General features: G+C 73.6%; 12 protein-coding genes. 5 read left to right on the top strand and 7 right to left on the bottom strand.

Features of this window, described 5'->3' with window-relative positions; genetic code table 11:
- Positions 1-391: 391 nt before the first annotated feature.
- Together FLX07_RS36400 and FLX07_RS11395 are read right to left on the bottom strand one after the other, a co-directional pair.
- A complete protein-coding gene (locus FLX07_RS36400; RefSeq protein ID WP_167748206.1) occupies positions 392-1,288 on the bottom strand; it encodes a hypothetical protein in 897 nt (298 codons plus the stop codon).
- Positions 1,289-1,401: 113 nt separating this feature from the next.
- Positions 1,402-3,888, bottom strand: coding sequence for a molybdopterin oxidoreductase family protein (locus tag FLX07_RS11395; protein WP_142570419.1), 2,487 nt, complete (start codon positions 3,886-3,888; stop codon positions 1,402-1,404).
- A 228-nt stretch (positions 3,889-4,116) separates the two neighbouring features.
- Here FLX07_RS11395 and FLX07_RS11390 point away from each other — a divergent pair, with 228 nt between their 5' ends.
- The 3 genes from FLX07_RS11390 (at position 4,117) to FLX07_RS11380 (ending at position 10,836) form a co-directional block, all read left to right on the top strand.
- Positions 4,117-7,080 carry a helix-turn-helix transcriptional regulator gene (locus FLX07_RS11390; RefSeq protein ID WP_223853270.1) on the top strand — a complete coding sequence of 988 codons (2,964 nt, stop codon included), beginning with the start codon at positions 4,117-4,119 and terminating at the stop codon, positions 7,078-7,080.
- 80 nt (positions 7,081-7,160) lie between these two features.
- Positions 7,161-8,282 (top strand): alpha/beta hydrolase, encoded by a 1,122-nt coding sequence (locus FLX07_RS11385; RefSeq protein WP_142570417.1) that lies wholly within the window; start codon positions 7,161-7,163, stop codon positions 8,280-8,282.
- Between the two features lie 25 nt (positions 8,283-8,307).
- Complete coding sequence (locus FLX07_RS11380; RefSeq protein ID WP_142570415.1) at positions 8,308-10,836, top strand: GMC oxidoreductase; 2,529 nt, start codon at positions 8,308-8,310, stop codon at positions 10,834-10,836.
- Here the strand turns inward: FLX07_RS11380 and ligD are convergent.
- The gene (gene ligD, locus FLX07_RS11375; protein ID WP_142570413.1) at positions 10,821-12,020 is read right to left on the bottom strand and encodes a non-homologous end-joining DNA ligase; all 1,200 of its coding nucleotides are present in this window, start codon (positions 12,018-12,020) and stop codon (positions 10,821-10,823) included. The two genes, FLX07_RS11380 and ligD, sit on opposite strands and share 16 nt — an antisense overlap.
- 178 nt (positions 12,021-12,198) lie before the next feature.
- Between ligD and FLX07_RS11370 the strand changes: the two genes are divergently transcribed.
- Complete coding sequence (locus FLX07_RS11370; protein ID WP_208762159.1) at positions 12,199-13,539, top strand: cytochrome P450; 1,341 nt, start codon at positions 12,199-12,201, stop codon at positions 13,537-13,539.
- A gap of 22 nt (positions 13,540-13,561) precedes the next feature.
- Here the strand turns inward: FLX07_RS11370 and FLX07_RS11365 are convergent, their stop codons facing one another.
- From FLX07_RS11365 to FLX07_RS11355, 3 genes are all read right to left on the bottom strand, one after another.
- Positions 13,562-14,497, bottom strand: a complete 936-nt coding sequence (locus FLX07_RS11365; RefSeq protein ID WP_142570408.1) for a DUF2332 domain-containing protein — start codon at positions 14,495-14,497, stop codon at positions 13,562-13,564.
- A gap of 51 nt (positions 14,498-14,548) precedes the next feature.
- Positions 14,549-15,511, bottom strand: a complete 963-nt coding sequence (locus FLX07_RS11360; RefSeq protein WP_229689681.1) for a sugar phosphate isomerase/epimerase family protein — start codon at positions 15,509-15,511, stop codon at positions 14,549-14,551.
- A gap of 238 nt (positions 15,512-15,749) precedes the next feature.
- Positions 15,750-16,751: a phosphotransferase enzyme family protein gene (locus FLX07_RS11355; RefSeq protein ID WP_142570406.1), complete on the bottom strand. Its 1,002-nt coding sequence runs from the start codon at positions 16,749-16,751 to the stop codon at positions 15,750-15,752.
- 697 nt (positions 16,752-17,448) lie between these two features.
- On the opposite strand from FLX07_RS11355, the gene fusA reads away from it, so the two are divergent.
- Positions 17,449-19,518: an elongation factor G gene (gene fusA, locus FLX07_RS11350; protein WP_142570404.1), complete on the top strand. Its 2,070-nt coding sequence runs from the start codon at positions 17,449-17,451 to the stop codon at positions 19,516-19,518.
- Positions 19,519-19,630: 112 nt separating this feature from the next.
- Here the strand turns inward: fusA and FLX07_RS11345 are convergent, their stop codons facing one another.
- Positions 19,631-20,854: a saccharopine dehydrogenase family protein gene (locus FLX07_RS11345; RefSeq protein ID WP_142570402.1), complete on the bottom strand. Its 1,224-nt coding sequence runs from the start codon at positions 20,852-20,854 to the stop codon at positions 19,631-19,633.
- Between the last annotated feature and the right edge of the window lie 6 nt (positions 20,855-20,860).

Here is a 20,860-nt window from a genome sequence, read left to right as displayed (position 1 = left end):
GATCGCCGAGCTCCGGCGCGCCCAAGCGGCGGTCGCCGGCGAGCCGCGGCCCAGCGCGGCCAGACCCGGCCTGGCCCGAGGGGACGGGGCGGCATCCGTCCTCAGGGCGTCGTGTGATCCACAAGGGCGCCGGCAGCCGAAAACGGCCGGCGCCCCCGTGAAATCGCGGCACTGCACTCGCCTTTACCGGCGACGCATTCCCGCCACCACCGATGCGCCCCCGCCAAGAGCACCGGTATCACGATGGGCCACGGCCGCCACCTGCCGGTCGCCGGCGCCGAGATAATCTTCTATCAATTACCCTCACGCGGCCACAATCCATTTAATCGGAAATCATACGTCTCTTGTCTAGATTTCCTCTTAATGACGGGATTTGTCGAACTTTTCTGAACTACCAGGACGGGACGACGAGAACCTGCGGTGCGACTTGGTGCATCCGGGTGCGCAGCCAGAGCAACTGGATGGCCGTCTCGGGGGCGCAGTGCCGGGCGAGACCGAGCAGGTCGTCGTCCCTGAGCCCGCGCGCGGCCTGCGCGACCACGCTCCACGACAAGTCGCACTCGGTGCCCAGGAGGTACAGCCCGTGCAGGTCTCGCAGCAGAGCCAGGCCGCTCCCATCCCCGCCGCCGTCCCTGCCGCCGCCCCTGCCGCCGTTCCCGCCGCCCCGGCCCGGCGTCACTCCAGGGCGGCGCGCCGTCCCGGAGTCCGCACCCTCCGCACCCTCCGCACCCGCCCGCTCCCGTTCCACGGCCCCGCGCACCACCCGCTGGAGGTCCGCCGGCTCCAGACCCGCCGCGTCGAAACCCCCGCTGTCGAAACTCCCGCTGTCGAAGCCCCCGGTATTCACGCCGCCGGTGTCCAAGACGCCGGTATCGCGCCCTCCTGCATCGAACCTCCCGGAGTCGAATTCCCCCGTGTCGAAACCCCCGGCGTCGATTCCCCTCGCGTCGAAACCCCCGGCCTGGAATGCCCCGGCCTCGAAACCAGCGCCCTCGAAACCCGCCGCGTCGAAACCGGAGGCCTCACGGCGCGGCACCTCCAGCCCCGGCGGCCTCCCCGGCGCTCGCGACGGCGCGGGACGCGGATCGCGCAGGCTCCCGGAGCGGTACCTCCGCAGGAAGGGCTCCAGCCGCTCGGCGTGATCGCGGCACTGCGCGGCGAGGCGCTCGCAGACACCGCACAGGTCGGACTCACGGGGATGGACGCGCCGCAGCGTGTGGAACCCGTACGACAGCGCATGCTGCGTGCGGGACAGCGTCTCCAGATAGCGCGCCAGATGCCCGCTCACAGATCGTCCCACCCGCGGGCGGCGTCCCCCCAAGCGGTGCGTGTGCCTGCAAGGATCATTTCGTCGCTTCCTTCCGGTAGGCCGACCCACCTCGTCTCCGGCGATCGCGGACGTCAGACCTCCTCGTATCGTTCCGGCGCCTCCCCTCCTCCGGCTACGGCCGTCACCTCGGGCCGCGCGGTCACACCGCAGCCGAGCCGTGTGGCGGCGGCCGAGTAGAGGCCCTCCTCCAGGGCGGCCTCCCCGCGCCGCCCGGCCTTCACCAGCCGGACCGCCGCGGCCGTGCACAGCGGCCGGCGGGACACCGGGTCCCATGCGGTGAACGTCAACTCCGCGACCGCCCGCGCCACGGCCTCGCCCTGTCCGTCGAGCGGCAGGACCACGGCCCCCGGGCATGCGCCCGACAGACGCGCGACGGCCTCCAGCGCGCCGAGGGGCGACTCGACCCGGACGAGGTCACCGTCCTCGACGCCGAGCGCCGCGGCGTCGCCGGGGTGGACTTCCAGACACGGCTCGGCCGCGAACGGCTCGGACGCAGCGTCGCCGGGACGAGCCGGCCGGGCCGGAAAGCGGCACGGCCCCGGGCGGGTGACGAGGACCAAGGGGTGCTCGTCGTCGGCGACCTCGGGAGACGGCTCGAATTCGGCGGCGTGGAGGAAGGCCCGTCCCCGGGGGTTTTCCGCGCGGTACCGCTCCTCGCCGTACTCGGCCCCCGTGGCGAGGTCGGCTCCGAACGTCTGGCAGTCCTCCGGCCCGGTGTTGAAGCGCCCGCCGGCGTACAGACGCTCGATGCCGTGGGAACTGGACGGCAGGCAGGGCCACGGGACGCCGCCGGCCCGCAGCCGGTCGTAGGTGATCCCGGTGTGGTCGCACGGACGGCCCCGGGAGCACGCCTTCCACGCCTCGAACGCCGACTCCGCGTCGGTCCAGCGCAGGAGCGGCCGGCCGTCCCGGTCGCGCAGGTCCATCCGCCGCGCGTAGTCGAGCAGGATGTCGAGGTCCGCCCTGGCCTCCCCCGGCGGCTCGACCGCCTTCTCGCACAGGTGCACCGTGCGGTCGGCGCCGGTGACGGTGCCGGTCTTCTCACCCCAGACCGCCGCCGGGAGCACCACGTCGGCCAGCCGCGCGGTCTCGGTCAGGTACGGGTCCTGGACGACGACGAACAGGTCCTCCCGCGCGAGGATCCGGTCGAGACCGGGCATCGTGGCCGCCGGATCGGACGCCGTGATCCACAACAGCCCGACCGAGCCCTCCTCGGCGTACCTGAGGATCTGGGTGGCGTGCGTGGCCGGCCCCCAGTGCGGGATGACGGCGGGGTCGACGTTCCACAGGTCCGCCAGCTCGCGCACGTGCCCCGTGTCGGCCCAGTTGCGCAGCCCCGGCAGGTCCGCGGCCGACCCCGCCTCCAGCGCGTCGCATCCGGGCCCCCCGAGCTGGCAGAGCCCCGCCCCCGGACGGCCGAGCATGCCGCGCAGCAGGTGGACGTTGTTGACCTGGCAGGCGGCGGCGGTCGCCTGGTTGGAGCCCAGGAGGGCCGGGCCCACGGTCGACACCAGCCGTTCGGCGGCGCCCAGGATCTCGGCGGCCTGCTCGATCTGCGCGACCGAAACCGCGCAGATCTCCGCCGCGCGCTTGGCGGGGTACGCCTCGACGACGCGCCACAGCCGTTCGAACCCCACGGTGTGCGCGGCGACGTAGGCCGTGTCGTACCAGCCGCCCGCGATCAGCTCGTGCAGCAGGCCGTTGAGGAGGGCCACGTTGGTGCCGGGACGCACCGCGAGGTGGACGTCGGCCTCCCTGGCCCCCGCCGTCCCCTCCGGGCCGGTCGCGATCATGGCGGGCGGCCTGGAGCCGAGCCGCCGGTCGAGCATGCGCTCCCACAGCACGGGATGGGTGGCGGCGCAGTCGTGCCCCCACAGCGCGAGCGCGTCACAGTGGTCCACATCGGTGTACGAGCCCGGCTGGCCGTCGGTGCCGAAGCTCGCCGCGAGCGCGGCCGCGGCCGCCGCCGCGCCCCAGCGGGTGTCGCCGTCCATGTGCGGGGTGCCGATGCCCGCCTTGCCGATGACGGCCAGGGTGTAGTGCTCCTCAAGGAACAGCCGCGTGCCGGTGTGGAAGGCGAGGCTGCCCCAGCCGCCGGGGCGGGCGAGCAGTTCCCGCGACCTCGCGGCGACGCGGTTCATCGCGACGTCCCACGTCGTCTCCACCAGCCGCCCGTCCTCCCGGACCAGAGGGCGGGTCAGCCGCGCCGCGCGCGGCTGCCAGGCGTGCCACTCCCGGGGGTCGAGCCTGCCGTGGTTGACGCGGTCACCGGCCCGGCCGCGCACGCCCACCACCCGTCCGCCGCGAACGGCCACGTCGAGGGCGTCGCCGTTGGAACCCGCCGCGGAGACCGCGGGAACCCAGCGCTCGACGTCCGGCTCGGCGACGCCGTCCTCCGTGAACGCGTCCACACGCACCGGCCAGGGGCTGCCGAGGCGGATGACCGGGGGGAGCGCGTCGCGCATGTGGCTCGGCAGGGCCGCGGCCAGCCGTTCCACCGCGTCGGGAGGTCCGTACGGCGTGCGCCGCCCCCTGGGATCGGCGATCCGGTCCAGCACCTGGCACCTCCGCGGTGACGATGTGTGAACGACGCGTCCCGTACCCGGTGCCATGCGCTTCTGATCCCGGAATCGCCCGAACTGACCGGTCCCTTTTCGAATACTTTCCATAGAGTGTCAATGCCGGACCCGCCCCCTGTCCGGGTCTCGTGATCTGTAAGGTGCATTTACTGGGTGTTGTCGGCGCGACCGGCGGGGACGGCCCGCGTGTTCGCGTGTGGGGTGCGAATGGACGGACGCACGGCCGGTCCGGTCGTCACGGGCATGTCCGTGCCACTCGTCGGACGGCGGGACGCGCTGACCGCGCTGCGGGGCGCGATGGCCGCGAGCCACCGCGACGGCTTCCAGTTCCTCGCGCTGGCCGGCGAGCCGGGCGCGGGCAAGACGCGGCTGCTCGCCGAGCTCGCGGCGATGGCCGGTGAGATCGGTTTCACTGCCCTGTGGGGACGCGCCGCCGAGTATGAGCAGATGCTTCCCTACAGCGCACTGGTGGACGCGCTCGACGACCATCTCGACGCACGCCGGGAGGAGGTCGTCCGGACCGTGGGGTCCGGGCAGGCCACCCTGCTGTCCGGCGTCTTCCCCGGGCTGGCCGCCGGCGGAGCCCCGGCCGGCGACGAGCCCGCGCTGGCCGACGACCGCAGCGGCCTGGCCCGATATCGGCTCTACCGGGCCGTACGGCACCTGGTGGGCGCGCTGGCCGAGCCCACCGGCCTGCTGCTGGTCCTCGACGACGTCCACTGGGCCGATGACGGCACGCTCGAGTTCCTCGACCACGTCGTGCGGCACCCGCCCGCCGGCCCGGTGCTGATGGCCGTGGCCTACCGTCCGGCCCAGGCCGCCCCGCGCGTGGCCACGCTGGCCGCGGCGGCCGGCCCGCGCGGGCACGAGGTCGTGGTCGGTCCGCTCAGCGCGGCCGAGGTCCGGCAGTTCCTCGGGCCCGACGTCAGCAGGGGACGCGGCACGGCGCTGTACGAGGCCAGCGGCGGAAACCCGTTCTATCTGGAGGCACTGGCCCGGATGGGCGGCACCGACGTGACCGAGCTGCCGCCGACCGTGCTCGCCGCGCTCCAGGTCGAGCTGGGCGACCTGTCCCCCGGCGCGCTGCTGGTGGCCCAGGCCGCCGCGGTCGCCGCCGACGAGTTCGAGCCGGCCGTGGCCGCCGTGGCCGCCGAGCTGCCGCCCGCCGCCACGCTGGCCGCGCTGGACGAACTGGTCGAGCGCGACATCGTCCGCAGCGCGGGCGCGCGGTTCCGCTTCCGCCACCCCCTCGTGCGGCGTGCCGTCTACGAGTCGGCGGCGGCGGGCTGGCGCCTGGGCGCGCACGCCAGGATCGCGGCCCGCCTGGCGGAGCTGGGCGCCCCGGCGACCGTGCGGGCCCACCACGTGGAGCACTCCGGGTCGTTCGGCGACCGGCCGGCGGTGGAGGTGCTGGTGGCCGCGGCCCGCGCGGTGACCGCGCACGCGCCCGCCACCTCGGCGCACTGGCTGCAGGCGGCGCTGCGGCTCATGCCGGACGACGCCGGGGCCCGGGAGGATCGGCTCGCCCTGATGCTGGAGCTGAGCTGGGCCCAGGGGATCAGCGGAAGGCTCGCCGAGGGCCGCGACACCGCCCGCGAGCTGCTGCGCATGCTTCCCGAGGACGACTACCCCCGCAGGGGACGCGCGGCCCGTGTCTGCGCGCTGATGGAGCGCCAGCTCGACCGCCCGCAGGAGGCCAGGGCGCTGCTGCTCGACGAGCTGAGCCGACTGCCCAACCCGCGGGCGGCCGCCGCGGTGCCGATGCGGATGCGTCTGGTCGCCGAGAGCATGATGCGGGTGGACTTCCGGGCCGCCCAGGCGGTGCTCGATCTGATGCCCGACAACGCCGACGACTGGGAGCCCGGGCTCGCGGTCGCGGTGGCGGCGCTGCGCCCGATGCCCGCCCTGGCCGCCCGCCGTACGGACGACGCGCTGCGCTACGCCGAGATCGCCGGCAAGCTGCTCGCCGACGCCCCGGACGAGCACCTGTCCGAGTGGCTGGACGCCATCGCCTGGCTGTGCTGGGCCGAGTCCTACCTGGGCCGGTACGGCGAGGCGCTGCGCCACTTCGACCGGGCGGCGTCCGTCGCGCGGTCGACCGGGCAGACCTACATCCTGACCAACCTGCTGGCGGGCCGGGCCAAGACGCTGGTGGCGACGGGCCGGCTGGCGGAGGCCAGGGCCACCGCGGAGGAGTCGGTGGAGGGCGCCCGGTTGCTCGACTCCGGCCAGCAGCTCGTCTTCGCGCTCACCCAGCTCTGCCTGGCCGAGTCGTGGAGCGGCGACGACGAGGCGGCCCTGCGCGCCGGCGAGGAGGCCGTGCGGTGCGGCGTCGGGGCGGGCGAGACCTGGGAGGCCACGGCCCGCTACGCGCGGGGACAGGCCCTGGTCAACGCGGGCCGGTTCGCCGACGGCGTCGAGGCGGTGCTGGACGCGTGCAACCGGTTCGAGTCGCCCCGCGTGGACCCGGGGACGCTGCTCCAGGCGTGCGAGACGCTCGCCTACACGGACGCCTCCAGGGAGACGGGCACGGAGGCCGGCACAGGGATCGCCACGGGGACCGGCACAGGGACGGGCGCAGGGGCCGACACGGAGGCGTCCGCGCGGGCGGCGCAGTGGGCGGCGCTCGCCGTGCGGCTGGAGGATCCACGCCTGCCGGCCTACTGCGGCTTCGCCGCGCTCGCCCGCGCGCACGCGCTGTCTCGCCGGGACCCGTCCTCGGCGGCCGCGGCCGCGGAGGAGGCGGCCCGGCTGCTGGGCGCCGGCGAGCGGCGGCTCGACGCGGGCCGGGCCCTGCTCACCGCCGGGCTCGCGCATCTCGGGACGCCCGGCGGCCGGAGCCGCGCCAGGGAGAACCTGCGTGCCGCGGCCGAGGTCTTCGACGCCTGCGGCGCCCGCGGGCTCAAGGCGCGCACCGAGCGCGAGCTGCGCCGCCTCGGCGTACGGGTGGGCGGCGGCGCGACCACGGCCCCGGGCGGGCAGGCGACCAGGTTCGGGCTGTCGCCCCGGGAGCTTGAGGTGGCGCAGCTGGTCGCCGAAGGGCTGACCAATCAGCAGGTCGCCGAGCGGCTCTTCCTCAGCGTCCGTACGGTGGAGACGCACCTGTCGCGGATCTTCACCAAGCTGGAGGTCACCTCCCGGGTCGGCGTGGCGACCGCCCTCACGCGCTGAGTGCCGACAAGTACGGGTTTTCCACGATGCCGCCGCTATGGGTGGTCCTGGGATCGTTGCCCCGGCAGAAAGGCGATCGGATGGAACACCGCATACCCCGGTTCACGCTTGACGGCGTGCGGGACGCCGAGGTCACGGTCCATCCGTTCGCCACCGAGGACGAGCTGGGGTTGCAGCTCACCCGGTTCCGCCGCGACCACACGCCGGCGCAGGGGGCGCAGGATGACGTCGTGCTGCTCGTGCACGGCCTGACCTCGTCGAGCGACATGTTCATCATGCCGGAGCACACGAACCTGGTCAGGTTCCTGCACGACAGCGGGTTCGGCGACGTGTGGGCGCTGGACTTCCGGATGAGCAACAGGTTCCCGTACACGCTGGAGACTCGCAGGCACACGCTGGACGACATCGCCCAGTACGACCACCCGGCAGCACTACGCGAGATCCGCCGCCACGTGGGGGCGCGGCGGATCCACGTGGTGGCCCATTGCCTGGGGTCGGTGACCTTCCACATGAGCCTGTTCTCCGGGGCCGTGAGCGAGATCGCCAGCGTGGTGGCCAACAGCGTCGCGCTGACGCCCCGGGTGCACCCCTGGGCCCGCCTCAAGCTCACCCTCGGTCCCGCGCTGCTGGAGTACGGCACGGGCCTGTCCTACCTGGACCCCCGGTTCAGGGACGCACCCCCGCTGACGCGGCGGTGGCTGCTGGCCCGCGCCGTCTCCTACTTCCATCCCGAGTGCCGTGAGGCGGCCTGCCACATGCAGAGCTTCATGTGGGGCAGCGGCAGGCCCGCGATGTACCGCCACCGCAACCTCGCGCGAAGGACGCACGTGCACGAGCGGCTCGCCGACCTCAACGGCGCCTGCGACCTGCACTACTACCGTCACGTGCGGAAGATGGTGGCGGCCGGGCGGGCGGTGAAGTCCGACATCGGCGACCCGCGGTACGCCGCGCTGCCCGACGACTACCTGGTCAATGCGGCCGACGTCGACACGCCGATCCTGTTCCTCACCGGCGACCGCAACGAGGTCTTCACCGACTCCAACATCGTCTGCCACCGCGTGCTGTCGGAGGCGGCGCCGGGACGGCACGAGCTGCGGATCCTGCCCGGCTACGGGCACATCGACCCCCTGATCGGGGCGAACGCGCACCGGGACGTCTTCCCGCACATCCTCGACTTCCTGAAGCGGCACAGCGGTCGCTGACCGCGTCACTGAGAGACATCCACTTATGGAACACGTCGACGCGGTCGTGGTCGGTTCGGGTTTCGGCGGCGCGGTCGCCGCCTGCCGCCTCGCCGAGGCGGGGCTGTCCGTGGTCGTGCTGGAGCGGGGCAGGGCGTACGCGCCGGGCGAGTTCCCGCGCGGCCCGGCCCAGCTCGGCCGCGCCTTCTGGGACCCGGCCGAGGGCCTGTACGGGATGTTCGACATCTGGAGCTTCTCCGGCTGCGACTCGGTGGTCTCCAGCGGCCTCGGCGGCGGCTCGCTCGTCTACGCCAACGTCATGCTGCGCAAGGACGAGGACTGGTTCGTCCACGAGCAGGCGCTGCCCGGAGGCGGCTACGAGTCGTGGCCGGTGACCAGGGCCGACCTCGAACCGCACTACGACGCGGTCGAGCGCATGATCGGCGTCTCGCCCTACCCGCTGACCAGTCCCGGCTTCGACGACACGCTGAAGACGCTCGCCATGCGGGACGCGGCGGCCGAGCTGGGGCTCGACTGGCGGCTTCCGCCGCTGGCCGTCAGCTTCGCGCCGTCGCCGGGGGCGCAGCCCTCCCAGGGGGCGCCGCTCGCCGCGGCGGCGTACGGGAACCTGCACGGCGTGCCGCGCCGTACGTGCCGGTTGTGCGGCGAGTGCGACCTCGGCTGCAACGACGGCGCGAAGAACAGTCTCGACCACACCTACCTGTCGGCCGCCCGGCACCACGGCGCCGACCTGCGCACGCTGCACGAGGTGCGGCGCATCGGGCCGCGCGTGGGCGGCGGCTACGACGTGCAGTACGTCGAGCACATGCCGCGCGAGGACGAGGCGGGCGAGGACGGCGACGGGCCGCCCCGGCGGACCGGGCCGCACACGATCAGCTGCGACCGGCTCGTCCTGGCCGCCGGCACGTACGGCACGTCCTACCTGCTGCTGAAGAACCGGGCGGCCTTCCCCGGCCTGAGCGCGACGATCGGCAGCCGTTTCTGCGGCAACGGGGACATGCTGGCGTTCCTGCTGCGGGCCACCGACCGGAGCAGGACCCGGCCCATCCGGGCGAGCCGCGGACCGGTCATCACCAGCGCGATCCGGCTCGACGACGGCGCGGACGGACGCGGCGCCTACATCGAGGACGGCGGTTATCCCGAGTTCGTCGACTACCTGGTCGAGGGCGCGGACATGAGGCCGGGCAGGGTCGCCAGGTTCCTGCTGCGGCGGATGCGCAACATCCTCACCCACGACACCAACCTGTCGGCGGAGTTCGCCGACCTGATCGGCCGGGGCGAGCTGTCGGGCACCTCGCTGCCGCTGCTCGGCATGGGCCGGGACGTCCCCGACGGGAGGCTGCGCCTGCGCGACGGCCGCCTCGACGTGGACTGGACGGCCGAGAGCAGCGAGGACTACTACGAGCGGTTGCGTGCCATCATGCGCAGGATCGGCGACGTGCTCGGCGCGGAGTACGCCGACAGCCCGCCGTGGTGGCGCAGGCGGATCATGACCGTGCATCCGCTGGGCGGCGCGCCGATGGGCCGCCATCCGGGCGAGGGGGTCTGCGACCCGTACGGAGAGGTCTTCGGCTTCCCCGGGCTGTACGTCGCGGACGGCGCGGCCCTGCCGGGGCCGGTCGGCGCCAATCCGTCGCTGACCATCGCCGCGCTCGCCGACCGCATGAGCACCCGGATCCTGGAGTCCCGTGCGTCCCTCGCCGCGCCACTGGCGGGGGTCGGGGCCGTGATGGTCGGGGCCGCGGGGGTCGAGTCAGTGGGGGTCGAGTCAGTGGGGGTCGAGTCAGTGGGGGTCGAGTCAGTGGGGGTCGAGTCAGTGGAGTTGCCCGCCGTGCCGCCGATCGAGGTGGGGACGGAGGCCGTGCCGATGGGAACGGAGACCGTGCCGATGGGAACGGAGACCGTCTCCGGCGGCCGTCCCTTCGCGGCCGGACGCGCGGACGAGCCGAGCGTGTTCGAGGGCCGGACCTCGCTGTGGTTCGTGGAGGAGATGCGGGGGCTCCTGACGCTCGTCCCGCCCGGCGGTGCGGCCCGCCGAAGTGGAGCCGGCGGACGCCCCATGGCCTTCCGCATCACGATCACGATCGACGACATCGACCGCTTCCTGACCGAGCCCGAGCACGAGGCGAGGGCGGAGGGCTGGATCGAGGCCGACCTGTGCGGAGGCAGGCGGCCGATCGCCGGGGGCTCGTTCAACCTGTTCGTCCCCGGGGAGACGGCCGGGCAGCGGCGCATGTGCTACCGCCTGCGTTTCTGGGACGCCGACGGCCGCCCCCGCACTCTGGCCGGGCACAAGGAGATCCTGCCGGGCGCGCCGACCCGCCTGTGGCTGGACACCTCCACCCTGCACGCCCGCCTGCTGGAGGGGCACGTCGAGGAGGGCGGGGACGACGACGCCGCCGTGGTCGCCGCGGGGACGCTGCGCATCCTGCCGTCCGACCTCGTGCGGATGCTCACGACCTTCCGCACGGCCGGGCCGGACGGCACGGGGGCCGTGACCCGCTTCTGCCGGTTCTTCCTCGGCGAGCTGTGGGAGGTCTACGGCCCCGGCTGATCTCTGCCGTAGGGGTCGTAGTCGACCTCCAGCGGTTCCTGGCCGGGGCGGTCGGGCTCGGGGACGTGCCGGAGGTTCACCCTGATCCTCGTCCAGGTCGAGCTGCGCCCTCGCATCGAGTCGACCAGGACGTCGGCCGGCTGCAGGAGGCGGGCCACCTCGGGATGGCGGGCCTTCCATCGTTCGAGCCCGGCCATCGCCTCGTCCCGCGTGGCGGCCCTGGCGATCTCGACGAGCGGCATGACGGACTGACGCCGTCCCTGCCGCGGCGGGTCCGCGGGCCTGTCCGGCCGCGGCCCCTGGGCCTCGGCCAGCTCCAGCAGGGCGTCCAGCGACCCCGCCCGCTCGTCCATGCCGGCCCACGGGTCGCCCGCCTCGGCGAAGCGGTCGGGCATCGACGCGAGCGTGAAGTCCTCCGGCCGGCACCCGGGCACCTCGTCCCAGGCCAGCGGGGCCGAGACGAGGCCGGTCGGCCGTACGGAGTAGGCGGAGGCGACGGTGTGGTCGCGGGCGTTCTGGTTGTAGTCCACGAAGACGCCCTGCCGTTCCTCCTTCCACCACCGGCTGGTGGCGACGTCCGGCTCCCGGCGCTCGACCTCCCTGGCCACGGCCTCGGCGGCCCGCCGCACCTCGGGGAAGGTCCAGTGCGGCTCGATGCGGGCGTAGACGTGGAATCCGCGCGAGCCCGACGTCTTGGGCCAGGTGGTCAGGCCGTGCTCCTCCAGCACGTCCCTGGCGACCAGGGCGACCCGCACGATCTGCTCCCAGCCGACGCCGGGCACGGGGTCGAGGTCGATCCGCAGCTCGTCGGGATGGTCGAGGTCGTGGGCCCGCACGGAATGGGGGTTGAGGTCCACGCAGCCCAGGTTCACCGTCCACAGCAGGTGGGCGAGGTCGCGGATCACCACCTCGTCCGCCGTTCGGCCGGAGGGGTAGCTCAGCTCGACGACCTCCACCCACTCCGGTCGCTTGGCGGGCGCCCGCTTCTGGAAGAACGCCTCCCGGTCGACGCCGTGCACGAAGCGCTTGAGTATCACCGGCCGGTCGGCCACGCCGCGCACCGCCCCCTCCGCGACCACCCGGTAGTAGGAGATCAGGTCGAGCTTCGTGTGCCCGGTCCGCGGGAAGACCACGCGGTCCGGATTCGTGATCTTCACGATCCTGCCGTCGAGCTCCAGCGTCATGCCGCCACACTACGTCGCCGGTCCGCCCCCACCCTGAGCAGCGATGCAGCCGAGGCGCTGACATTCGCGGGCGGACACTCTAAGATCACCGCCCGTACCCCATATATGGCAGGAAAGGCAGGCGCAGCCCTTGGTCTCCGAAAGATGGTCCGCGTCGGCCGTTGAAGGGCTCATCTCCTTGCCGTTGGAGTCCCTGCTCACCGGAGACTACGAAGTCGATCCCACACTCGTCTACGAGCGCCTGCGCGCCAGGTATGGCCCGGTGGCCCCGGTCGACGTCCTCGGTGTGCCGGTGTGGTTCGTGCTCGGCTACGACGAGGTGCTGCACATCATGCAGAACGCGCGCGACGCGTGGAGCAAGCGCGTGGACCACTGGCGGGCGTACGCGGAAGGAGGCGTTCCCGCCGACTGGCCGCTGCTCGCCCTCCTGCAGGCCGACAACTCCGGTTTCCACGACGGGGACAGGCACCGGGGTCTGCGCGGCGCCTGGATCGCGGGGCTCCGGCCGTTCCAGGATCCCGGCGGCGAGCAGGCGCAGCGGCTGGAACGGGCCATGGTGAGGCACTGCGACGATCTCGTGGACGTGATGGCGGAGGCCGGGCCCACCGGCCGGGCCGATCTCGCCGGGCAGTACAGCCGGCCGTTCCCCCTGCTCGTCGCCAACCACCTGCTCGGCGTCACCATCGAGCGCGGCGAGGACCTGCTCGAGGACCAGTGGCGCCTGCTGGACGGCTCCGACTCCGCCGGGGCGTACCAGCGGTTGCACGCCGCCCTCCTCGACCTGGCGACGGCCAAACGGCAGCGGCACGGCGACGACCTGCCGTCGTACATGATCGAGGCGAAGCCGGATCTCACCAACGAGGAACTCGCCCGCGAGTTGATGATGCTGTCCGGATTCCTGGACTTCACCGGCAGCCTGATCTGCAACGTCATCGTCGAGGCGATCACCAATCCCCGCCTCAGGGAGAGCCTGTCGATCGGCGCGATCGAGGAGGTGGTCAACCGCGTCGCCCTGGCCAACCCGGCGCTGGCCAACCTGACCCTCCGCTACGCCAGGATGGACGTGAAGCTCGGCCGCTTCACGATCGCGGCCGGCGACCCGGTGATGCTGTCGATCGCGGGAGCACACGCCGACCCGCGGTTCGCCGGAGCGTTCACCAGCGACAACATCCGCAGCACCCGCGCCCACCTCGCGTGGGGCGCGGGCCCGCACAGGTGCCCGAGCCAGCGGCTGGCCACGCAGATGTCCACGATCGCGGTGCGCCGCCTGCTCGACCGGTTCTCAGTGCTGACCCCGACGCTTCCGGTGGACCGGCTTCCGTGGCGTCCCTCCCCCTTCGTCCGCGCGCTGCGCTCCCTGCCCGTGACGTACGAGGTCAGCACGAGGTTCTCCGGCACGCTCCGGCCCGCGCGAGAGACCCGCGGCGAGCCGTCACCGCCGGCTGTGCAGGACGGCGGCGACGTGCGCCCGAGGTCCGGTCTCGTCACGTTCCTGCACGGACTGCGCCGCGGCCAGTGACGCGGCCAGTGACGCGGCGAGGTCACGCGAACCAGGTCATCGCCTGCCCATGCGACAGGGTCCAGGCGAGCGGCGTCCCGTCCAGCGCGAGGACGTTGTGCAGTGCCGCGCCGGGCGGCTCCGGCAGGCCGGGGTAGGGCAGCACATCGGGGGTCTCGTTCGCGATCCAGTGCCCCGGCAGCCCGCGGACCATCTCGGCGAACGCCTCCCGCCGCGGCGCCGGCACCTGGTACAGCACCGAGGTGTGGAACACGACGAGCGTGGCGCCTGCCGGGGCCTTCGCGGCCAGGTCCGGCAGATCGTCCGCCAGGTCGCCGCGCACGAGCAGCGGCGGCTCGGTCGCGGCGACGGCCGCAGCCGCCCTCAGCCGGGCCCGCCGCCGCTCGTGCTCCGGCCAAACGAGGGCGTCGAGCCACGCGACGTCGGCGGGACTCGTCACGTCGAGCGGGTTCAGATCAAGACCGGCCCGCCACACCACGTCGGGCAGGCGGGCCGGCGGCGCCACCCCGGTCACGGCGCAGTCCAGGACCGGTTCGCCGGAGCCGACCGGGTGGTCGCCGTAGCGGTAGGCGTACCGGTCGGGGTAGAGGCACAATCCGGCAGAGGCCCCGACCTCCAGCAGCGCGAGCGGCTGCGGCAGCGCGGCGAGCACCGGCAGCAGCACCGCGCACCGCCCGGCCTCGTTCGTCTGCGTGGCCCGGGTGCGCATCTCCGCTTCGACCGCCGGCCGGTTCCCCATGGTGAAGTCACGGAACGCTGCGGGGTCCTCGACCGGGCCGCCGAGGAACCGTACGACGCCGAACAGCAGGTTCGGCTGCCGCTTCGCCGGCGGGAGCGTGCCGAGCAGCGCGAGCATCTCATGGTCGCGGGAGACCGCGAGCGCCAGGCGCTCGTACGCCGGGGACACGCCGTGCGCCTCCCGTGCGGCGAACTCGGCGTAATCAGCTGCGGTCGTCATACCGCCATCGTCGTCGGATTCCGCCCGTGGCGCGCGCCCGGCGGGGCGGGATCAGGCGAGGCCGGCGGCGCGGAGTGCCTCGCCGAAGGCGGTGCGGTTGGCCCGCTGGTCGGCGACCGCCCGCGCGAGCGCCTCGGTGTCCGAGGCGCGGAAGACCGGAACGTCCTGCTCGATCACGATCCAGCCCTCGTAACCCGACCGCCGCAGCTCGGCCAGCACGGCGGGCAGGTCCAGATCGCCCTGCCCGAGCGGCGGGAAACCGCCCGCCACGACCAGGTCCCACAGGTCGCCGCCGACCCCGCGGATCCGGGCGAGGACGTCCCGGGAGGCGTCCTTGACGTGCACCTGCCGGATCCGCGAGGACCAGTCGCGGATGACCGCCACGGGGTTGCCCCCCGCCAGCCACAGGTGGCCGGTGTCCAGGCACAGCGAGACGTCCGTCGAGCCGAGCAGCCGCTCGATCTCCTCGGGCGTCTCCACGTCGGTGCCCAGGTGGTGGTGGAAGACGGGCTCCAGGCCGCGGTCACGGCAGCGGGCCGCGGCCTCGCCGATCCGCCCCGCGCACGCCTGCCAGTCGTCGTCGGACAGGGAGAGCCTCAGATCGGCCGGCATGCCGGGACGGGCGAACCGCTCGGGCCGGTCCGGGCAGGCGAGAGTCGGCCGCGGCGCGAAACGCGGATCGGCCGCCCCGGCCTCCGCGTCGCCGACGGCGGTGAACACGTCGAGGGCGGCGTCGAGGGCGGCCAGATCCTCGCGGAAGCCGTCCGGGTCGTCGTAGCGCAGGTCCACCCAGCCGCCGGAGAGCCCGAGACCATGCGCCGCGAGCCGCTCGGGCAGGGCCGGCGCCGTGCCCAGGTATCCGATCGGCCCGGAGTCGGTGCCGTGGTATCCGGCCTCGCGCATCGTCGTGAGCATCTCGTCGGGCCCCAGCGGCGCGCCGTCGGCGCGGTAGACGCCGAAGCTGACGGGCGCGCTCGCCACCCGCACCGCCCAGGGAGCCGCGTGCCCCGTCACCCCGTCACCTCCGGGAAGCCCGCGAACCGGCCGCTCGTGATGAGCCGAAGGACCTCCCGCCGCACCACCTCGACCGCGCTTTCGCCATCCGGGTCGCGGGACACCTGCTCACCCTTTCCGCCGCACGGGGACGAACCATGGCAGAGCATGGGTCGGCCCGATTGAATCACACCCCGATCATCGCATCCTGCGCTTCGGGCAGGACCAGGCCGGGTCCACGACCTGCGAGGAAGACTCCTCAGAGTGAGCCGCCGAGATAGCGCTCGGCCAGCTCGCAACTGCCCTGGGTGTAGCCGGCGCCGAGCTCCCCGGCGATGTCGGCGGCCGAATGGGAGCCGATCCACGCGACGAGAAGGAGGCGGCGGAACATGATGAACGTCCAGATCTCGGCCTCGTCCTCCTTCGGGAGGTCGAGCAGGGACCGGTAGCCGCGCGCCCACGACTCCGCCATGTGCGGCACCTCCGGCCGGTGCTCGATGAAGCTGACGGCGGCGCCGAAGTCGTAGAGGTACCAGCCGAAGCCGCAGTCGTCGAAGTCGATGACGCTGGTTCCCGCCCGGCCGTCCACGAGGAGGTTGGCCAGGCGCAGGTCGGCGTGGATGAGCCCGTACCGGTCGGGGCCCTTGCCGAACCGCTCCAGCCTGCGGCGCAGCTCGGCCTCCAGCCGGGCGAGCACGGCGTGCGCCTCCCGGTCCACGCCGACGCCGTCCTGCCACCTGCCCCACCGCGCCCGCGGGCCGAAGGCGGCGTCCAGGTCCCAGTGGAAGCGGGTGAATGACGCCGGCCTCGCCCAGGCGCGGGCGTGGCGGTGCATGCGGGCGGTTAGCGCGCCCAGCCGTTCGAAGTCCTCCACCAGCCGGTCCTCGGCCGGCTCGGCGCCGGGCAGGAACTCGAACATCACACAGTGACGGGGTTCGGATCCCGGTTCCCGCACGGCGACGACGCGCGACCCGTCGCGGGCGGGCAGCACGCGCGGCGTGACGATCCCGGCCTCGTCGCGCAGCGCGTCGAGCCAGGCGAGCTCGCTGACGATGGCCTCCAGCGAGTGGTAGCCGAGCCGGTGGACCCGCAGGATCATCCGGCATTCACCGTCGCCAACCATGAAGGTCGCGTTCTCCGAGACGTTGAGCAGCGTCACGGAGGCGCCGGGGGAAACGTCGTAGCGTCGAAGGGCACGGCGGGCGACCCCCTCGACGCGGGCGAGGACGTCGCCGCCACCGGACAGGTCGTGGACCTGCATGCGTTCTCCTAAAGATCCTGTGGAAGTCTCCGTCAGATCCTCCCTGCCGCGTTTCCCGCGTCGCCCGCCGGGGCGCTCCGTGTGTGCGACCGCGGCGTGTGGCACCGCGGCGTGTGGGACCGCGGCGTGTGGGACCGCGTGCAGGCCGCGTGCGGGGGCGGGCCCGGCGAAGCGGAAAACCCCTTTCCGGCCACGAGCGGTTTCCGTACACTCGCCACTGATCACGCGCGCCGCCACGACGCGGCGCGCCTCGGCCGAAGAGAGGGGAGTTGACCGTGCATCAGCGCATCGCGGTCGTCGTCCTCCGGTCACGGCACGAGGTGATCCTGGTGTCTACGTCGCTCTCCGATGCCGGCCGCGCGGCCGCCATCGGACGTTCCTGACGAACTTCGCCCCCTGGTAAGGGCAAAGCGGGCACTGAAGCCGTTTCACCGGCGGCGTTGACGCCGCTCCGGCGCCATGTTCGAAGGCGCACGTGAAACCGCACGTGAGACAGCATGCGGCCCCGCACATGGCCCGCACGCCGAACCCCGCGTGCGCCGCTCCGCACACCGCCCGCCGCTCGCTGGTCGCTGGTCGCCCCGGCGGTCCTCGAACGGTGTCCGCCCAGGGGCCGCGCCCGGCCTGGATCCGGCCGGTTCTTCTCGTCAGGCCAATCGCGCCCCGCCACCGTAGGAACCCTCCGAAGGGCATGGCCATGCGCGCCGACCTGAACCGCAATCACCCCGTCCCGCTGACCGGCATCCGCAACCTGGGCATCCTCGCCCACGTCGACGCGGGCAAGACCACCGTCACCGAACGGGTCCTCTACCTCACCGGCGCCGTCCACCGGCGCGGCGAGGTGCACGAGGGGACCACCGTCACCGATTTCGACCCCCTGGAGCGCGACCGGGGGATCACCATCTTCGCCGCGGCCGTGAGCTGCCTGTGGGACGGCCACCGGATCAACCTGATCGACACCCCGGGTCACGTGGACTTCTCCGACGAGGTGGAGCGGTCGCTGCGGGTGCTCGACGGCGCGGTCGCGGTGTTCGACGCCGTCGCCGGCGTGGAGCCGCAGAGCGAGTCGGTGTGGCGGCAGGCCGACCGGTACGGCGTGCCGCGCATCGCGTTCGTCAACAAGATGGACCGCGCCGGGGCCGACCTCGACGCGGCGGTCGAGTCGATCCGCGAGCGGTTGCGGGTCACCCCGCTGGTCGTCCAGCTGCCCATCGGGCGGGAGGACGGGTTCACCGGCGTGGTGGACCTGCTGCGGATGCGGTCGCTGGTCTGGGACGCCGGCCGTGACACGGTCACGGAGGGCCCGGTGCCGGAAGCCCTCGGGGACGAGGCCCGCCGACGCCGACGCCTGCTGGAGGAGACGGCGGCCGAGCTTCATCCGGCGGCGCTGGAGGAGTTCTGCGCCCGTCCGGAGATCTCGGCGCCGACCCTGACCGCCGCCCTGCGGGACCTGACCCTGCGTGGCGAGGCGGTGGTGGTGCTGTGCGGGTCGGCGTACCGCAACCGGGGTGTCGAACCGCTGCTGGACGCCGTCGTCGACTACCTGCCCGCGCCGCCCGACGTGCCGCCCGTACGCGCCGAGTGGGAGGGATCCGGGCAGGAGCGGCCCGCCGACCCGGCGGCGCCGTTCGCCGCGCTGGTCTTCAAGGTGCACGCCGCCCCCACCGGACGGCTGACCTACCTGCGGGTGTACTCGGGAACGATCAGAAGGGGAGACGTCGTGCTGGACGCCGGCGCCCGGCGCACCGAGCGGATCGGACGCATCCTCCGGGTGCAGGCCGACCGGCACACCGAGACGGACCGGGCCACGGCCGGGGACATCGTCGCGGTCGCCGGGGTCAAGGCGGCCCGCGCCGGAGCAACCCTCTGCGCCCCCGGGGCGCCGCTGGTGCTCGAGCCGCCGGTCACGGCCTCGCCGGTGGTCTCCGTGGCCGTCGAGTCGCGCGGCAGCGGGGACGCCGGGCGGCTCGCGACCGCGCTGGCCCGGATGACCGACGAGGACCCGTCGCTGTCGGTCCGCGCCGATCCCGAGACCGGCCAGACGCTGCTGTCGGGGATGGGCGAGTTGCACCTGGAGGTCGCGGTGGACAAGCTCCGCCGCGCCCACGGGCTCGACGTCGCCGTCGGACGGCCCCGGGTCGCCTACCGGGAGACGGTCGTCCGCGGGGTGTCCGGGCTGCTGTACCGGCACGTCAAGCAGGACGGCGGCGCCGGGCAGTTCGCCCACGTCGTGCTCGACGTGGAACCGCTGGAGCACGACGCCGGCTTCGTGTTCCGGTCCACGGTCACCGGCGGCCGGGTGCCGCGCGAGTACGTCGGCGCGGTGGAGGCCGGCTGCCGGGACGCCATCGCCGAGGGCCCGCTCGGTGGCCATCCGGTGACCGGCCTTCGGGTCACGCTGACCGACGGCACGACCCACCCGAAGGACTCCTCGGAGATGGCGTTCCGCACGGCCGGGCGGCTCGCGCTGAGGGAGGCACTGCGTGCCGGTGAGATGGCTCTGCTGGAGCCGCTGGCCGAGGTCACGGTCACGGTGCCCGAGGAGGCCGTCGGCGGAGTTCTGGGCGACCTCGCGGCCAGGCGCGGCCGGGTCGGCGGTTCGGAGGCGCGGGCGGGCGCCGTCGTGGTCACCGCGACCGTGCCGCTGGCCGAGCTGTTCGGGTACGCGACCCGGCTGCGCGGCCGGACCCAGGGCAGGGGCGACTTCACCAGCCGCCCCGCGGGCTACGCCCAGGTGACCGGTTCCGCCGCGGACCTCACGCGATAGGCACCTCGCCGCGGTCCCGTCCGCGCCTCGTCGCGGGCGGGGCCGTGCCTCGTCGCAGGCAGGGCCGTGCCTCGTCGCGGGCGGGCCGTTCCCGTCCAGCCGTGGTGGCCGCCTACTTCTCCCGCAGGCCCCACGGGGTGCCGTACGCGGTGAGCAGGTCGAGGAACGGCCGGGGCGGCAGGGCTTCGGGGCCCAGGACCCCGGTGCCGGACCAGGCGCCGGCGGCCATCAGTTCGAGCGCCGCCACCGGGTTGACCGCAGTCTGCCACACCACCGCCTGGGAGCCGTACTCGCGCATGGACCACTGGTTGTCGACCACGTGGTAGAGGTAGACCTCGCGCGGGCTGCCGTCCTTGGTGCCCTTGACCCAGGTGCCGGCGCACGTCTTGCCGTGCATGCGATCCCCGAGGGTCGCCGGGTCGGGCAGGCACGCCGCGACCGCGTCGCGCGGGGACACCCTGACGACGGCGCCGCCCTCGGCGACGACCTCGACCGGCTCGGTGCGGTCCAGCCCCAGCAGATGCAGGGTCCGCAGCGTGCCGATGAAGCGCTCGCCCAGTCCATATTTGAAGGTCACCCGCTCGGCGTCGATCCAGCGGGGCACGAGCAGGACCTCTTCGTGCTCGACGTTGACGCACTCGACCGGGCCGATGCCCTCGGGGAAGTCGAACACCTCCGGCTCGCTGAAGGGCGGGGTGGTGAACCAGCCCCGGCCGGCCTCGTAGACGACCGGCGGGTTGAGGCACTCCTCGATGGTGGTCCAGATGCTGAACGAGGGCGCGAAGTCGTACCCGTCGACGGTGAGGTCGGCGCCGTCGCGGATGCCGATCTCCTCGATGTGGTCGAACAGTTCGTCGGCGGCGTATCGGGCGAAGACGTCCGACAGCCCCGGCTCCACCCCGATGCCGACCAGCGCGAGCCGTCCCGCCTTCTCCCACTCGGCGGCCATCTCGAACTGGGCGTCCCCCAGCTTGACACCGCACGCCTCGTGCGGGCGCTGCGGATGCGGCCGCGACAACGACATCGCCATGTCCAGGTAGTGCACGCCGGCCGACAGCGCCGCCCGGAACAGCGGCATCACGAACCGCGGGTCGGTGGCGTTGAGCAGGACGTCGCAGCGGTGCTCGGCCAGCAGTGCCGCCACCGCGGCCTCGTCGCTAGCGTCCACCCGCCGGGCGGTGAACCGGGCGCCCGCCTCCCCCAGCGCGCCGACGGCCGCCTCGGCCCGGGACAGGTCGTAGTCGGCGACGACCATGTGCGCGAAGAAGGACCGGCGGGCCGCGATGCGGGTGATCGCGGTGCCCACCCCTCCCGCGCCGACGAGCAGAACACGCATGACAAA

Source organism: Microbispora bryophytorum (genome assembly GCF_006874465.1).
Classification (GTDB): domain Bacteria; phylum Actinomycetota; class Actinomycetes; order Streptosporangiales; family Streptosporangiaceae; genus Microbispora; species Microbispora bryophytorum.
The sequence above is the reverse complement of the archived record's forward strand: the minus strand, read 5'-3'. Positions and strand labels throughout refer to the sequence as shown.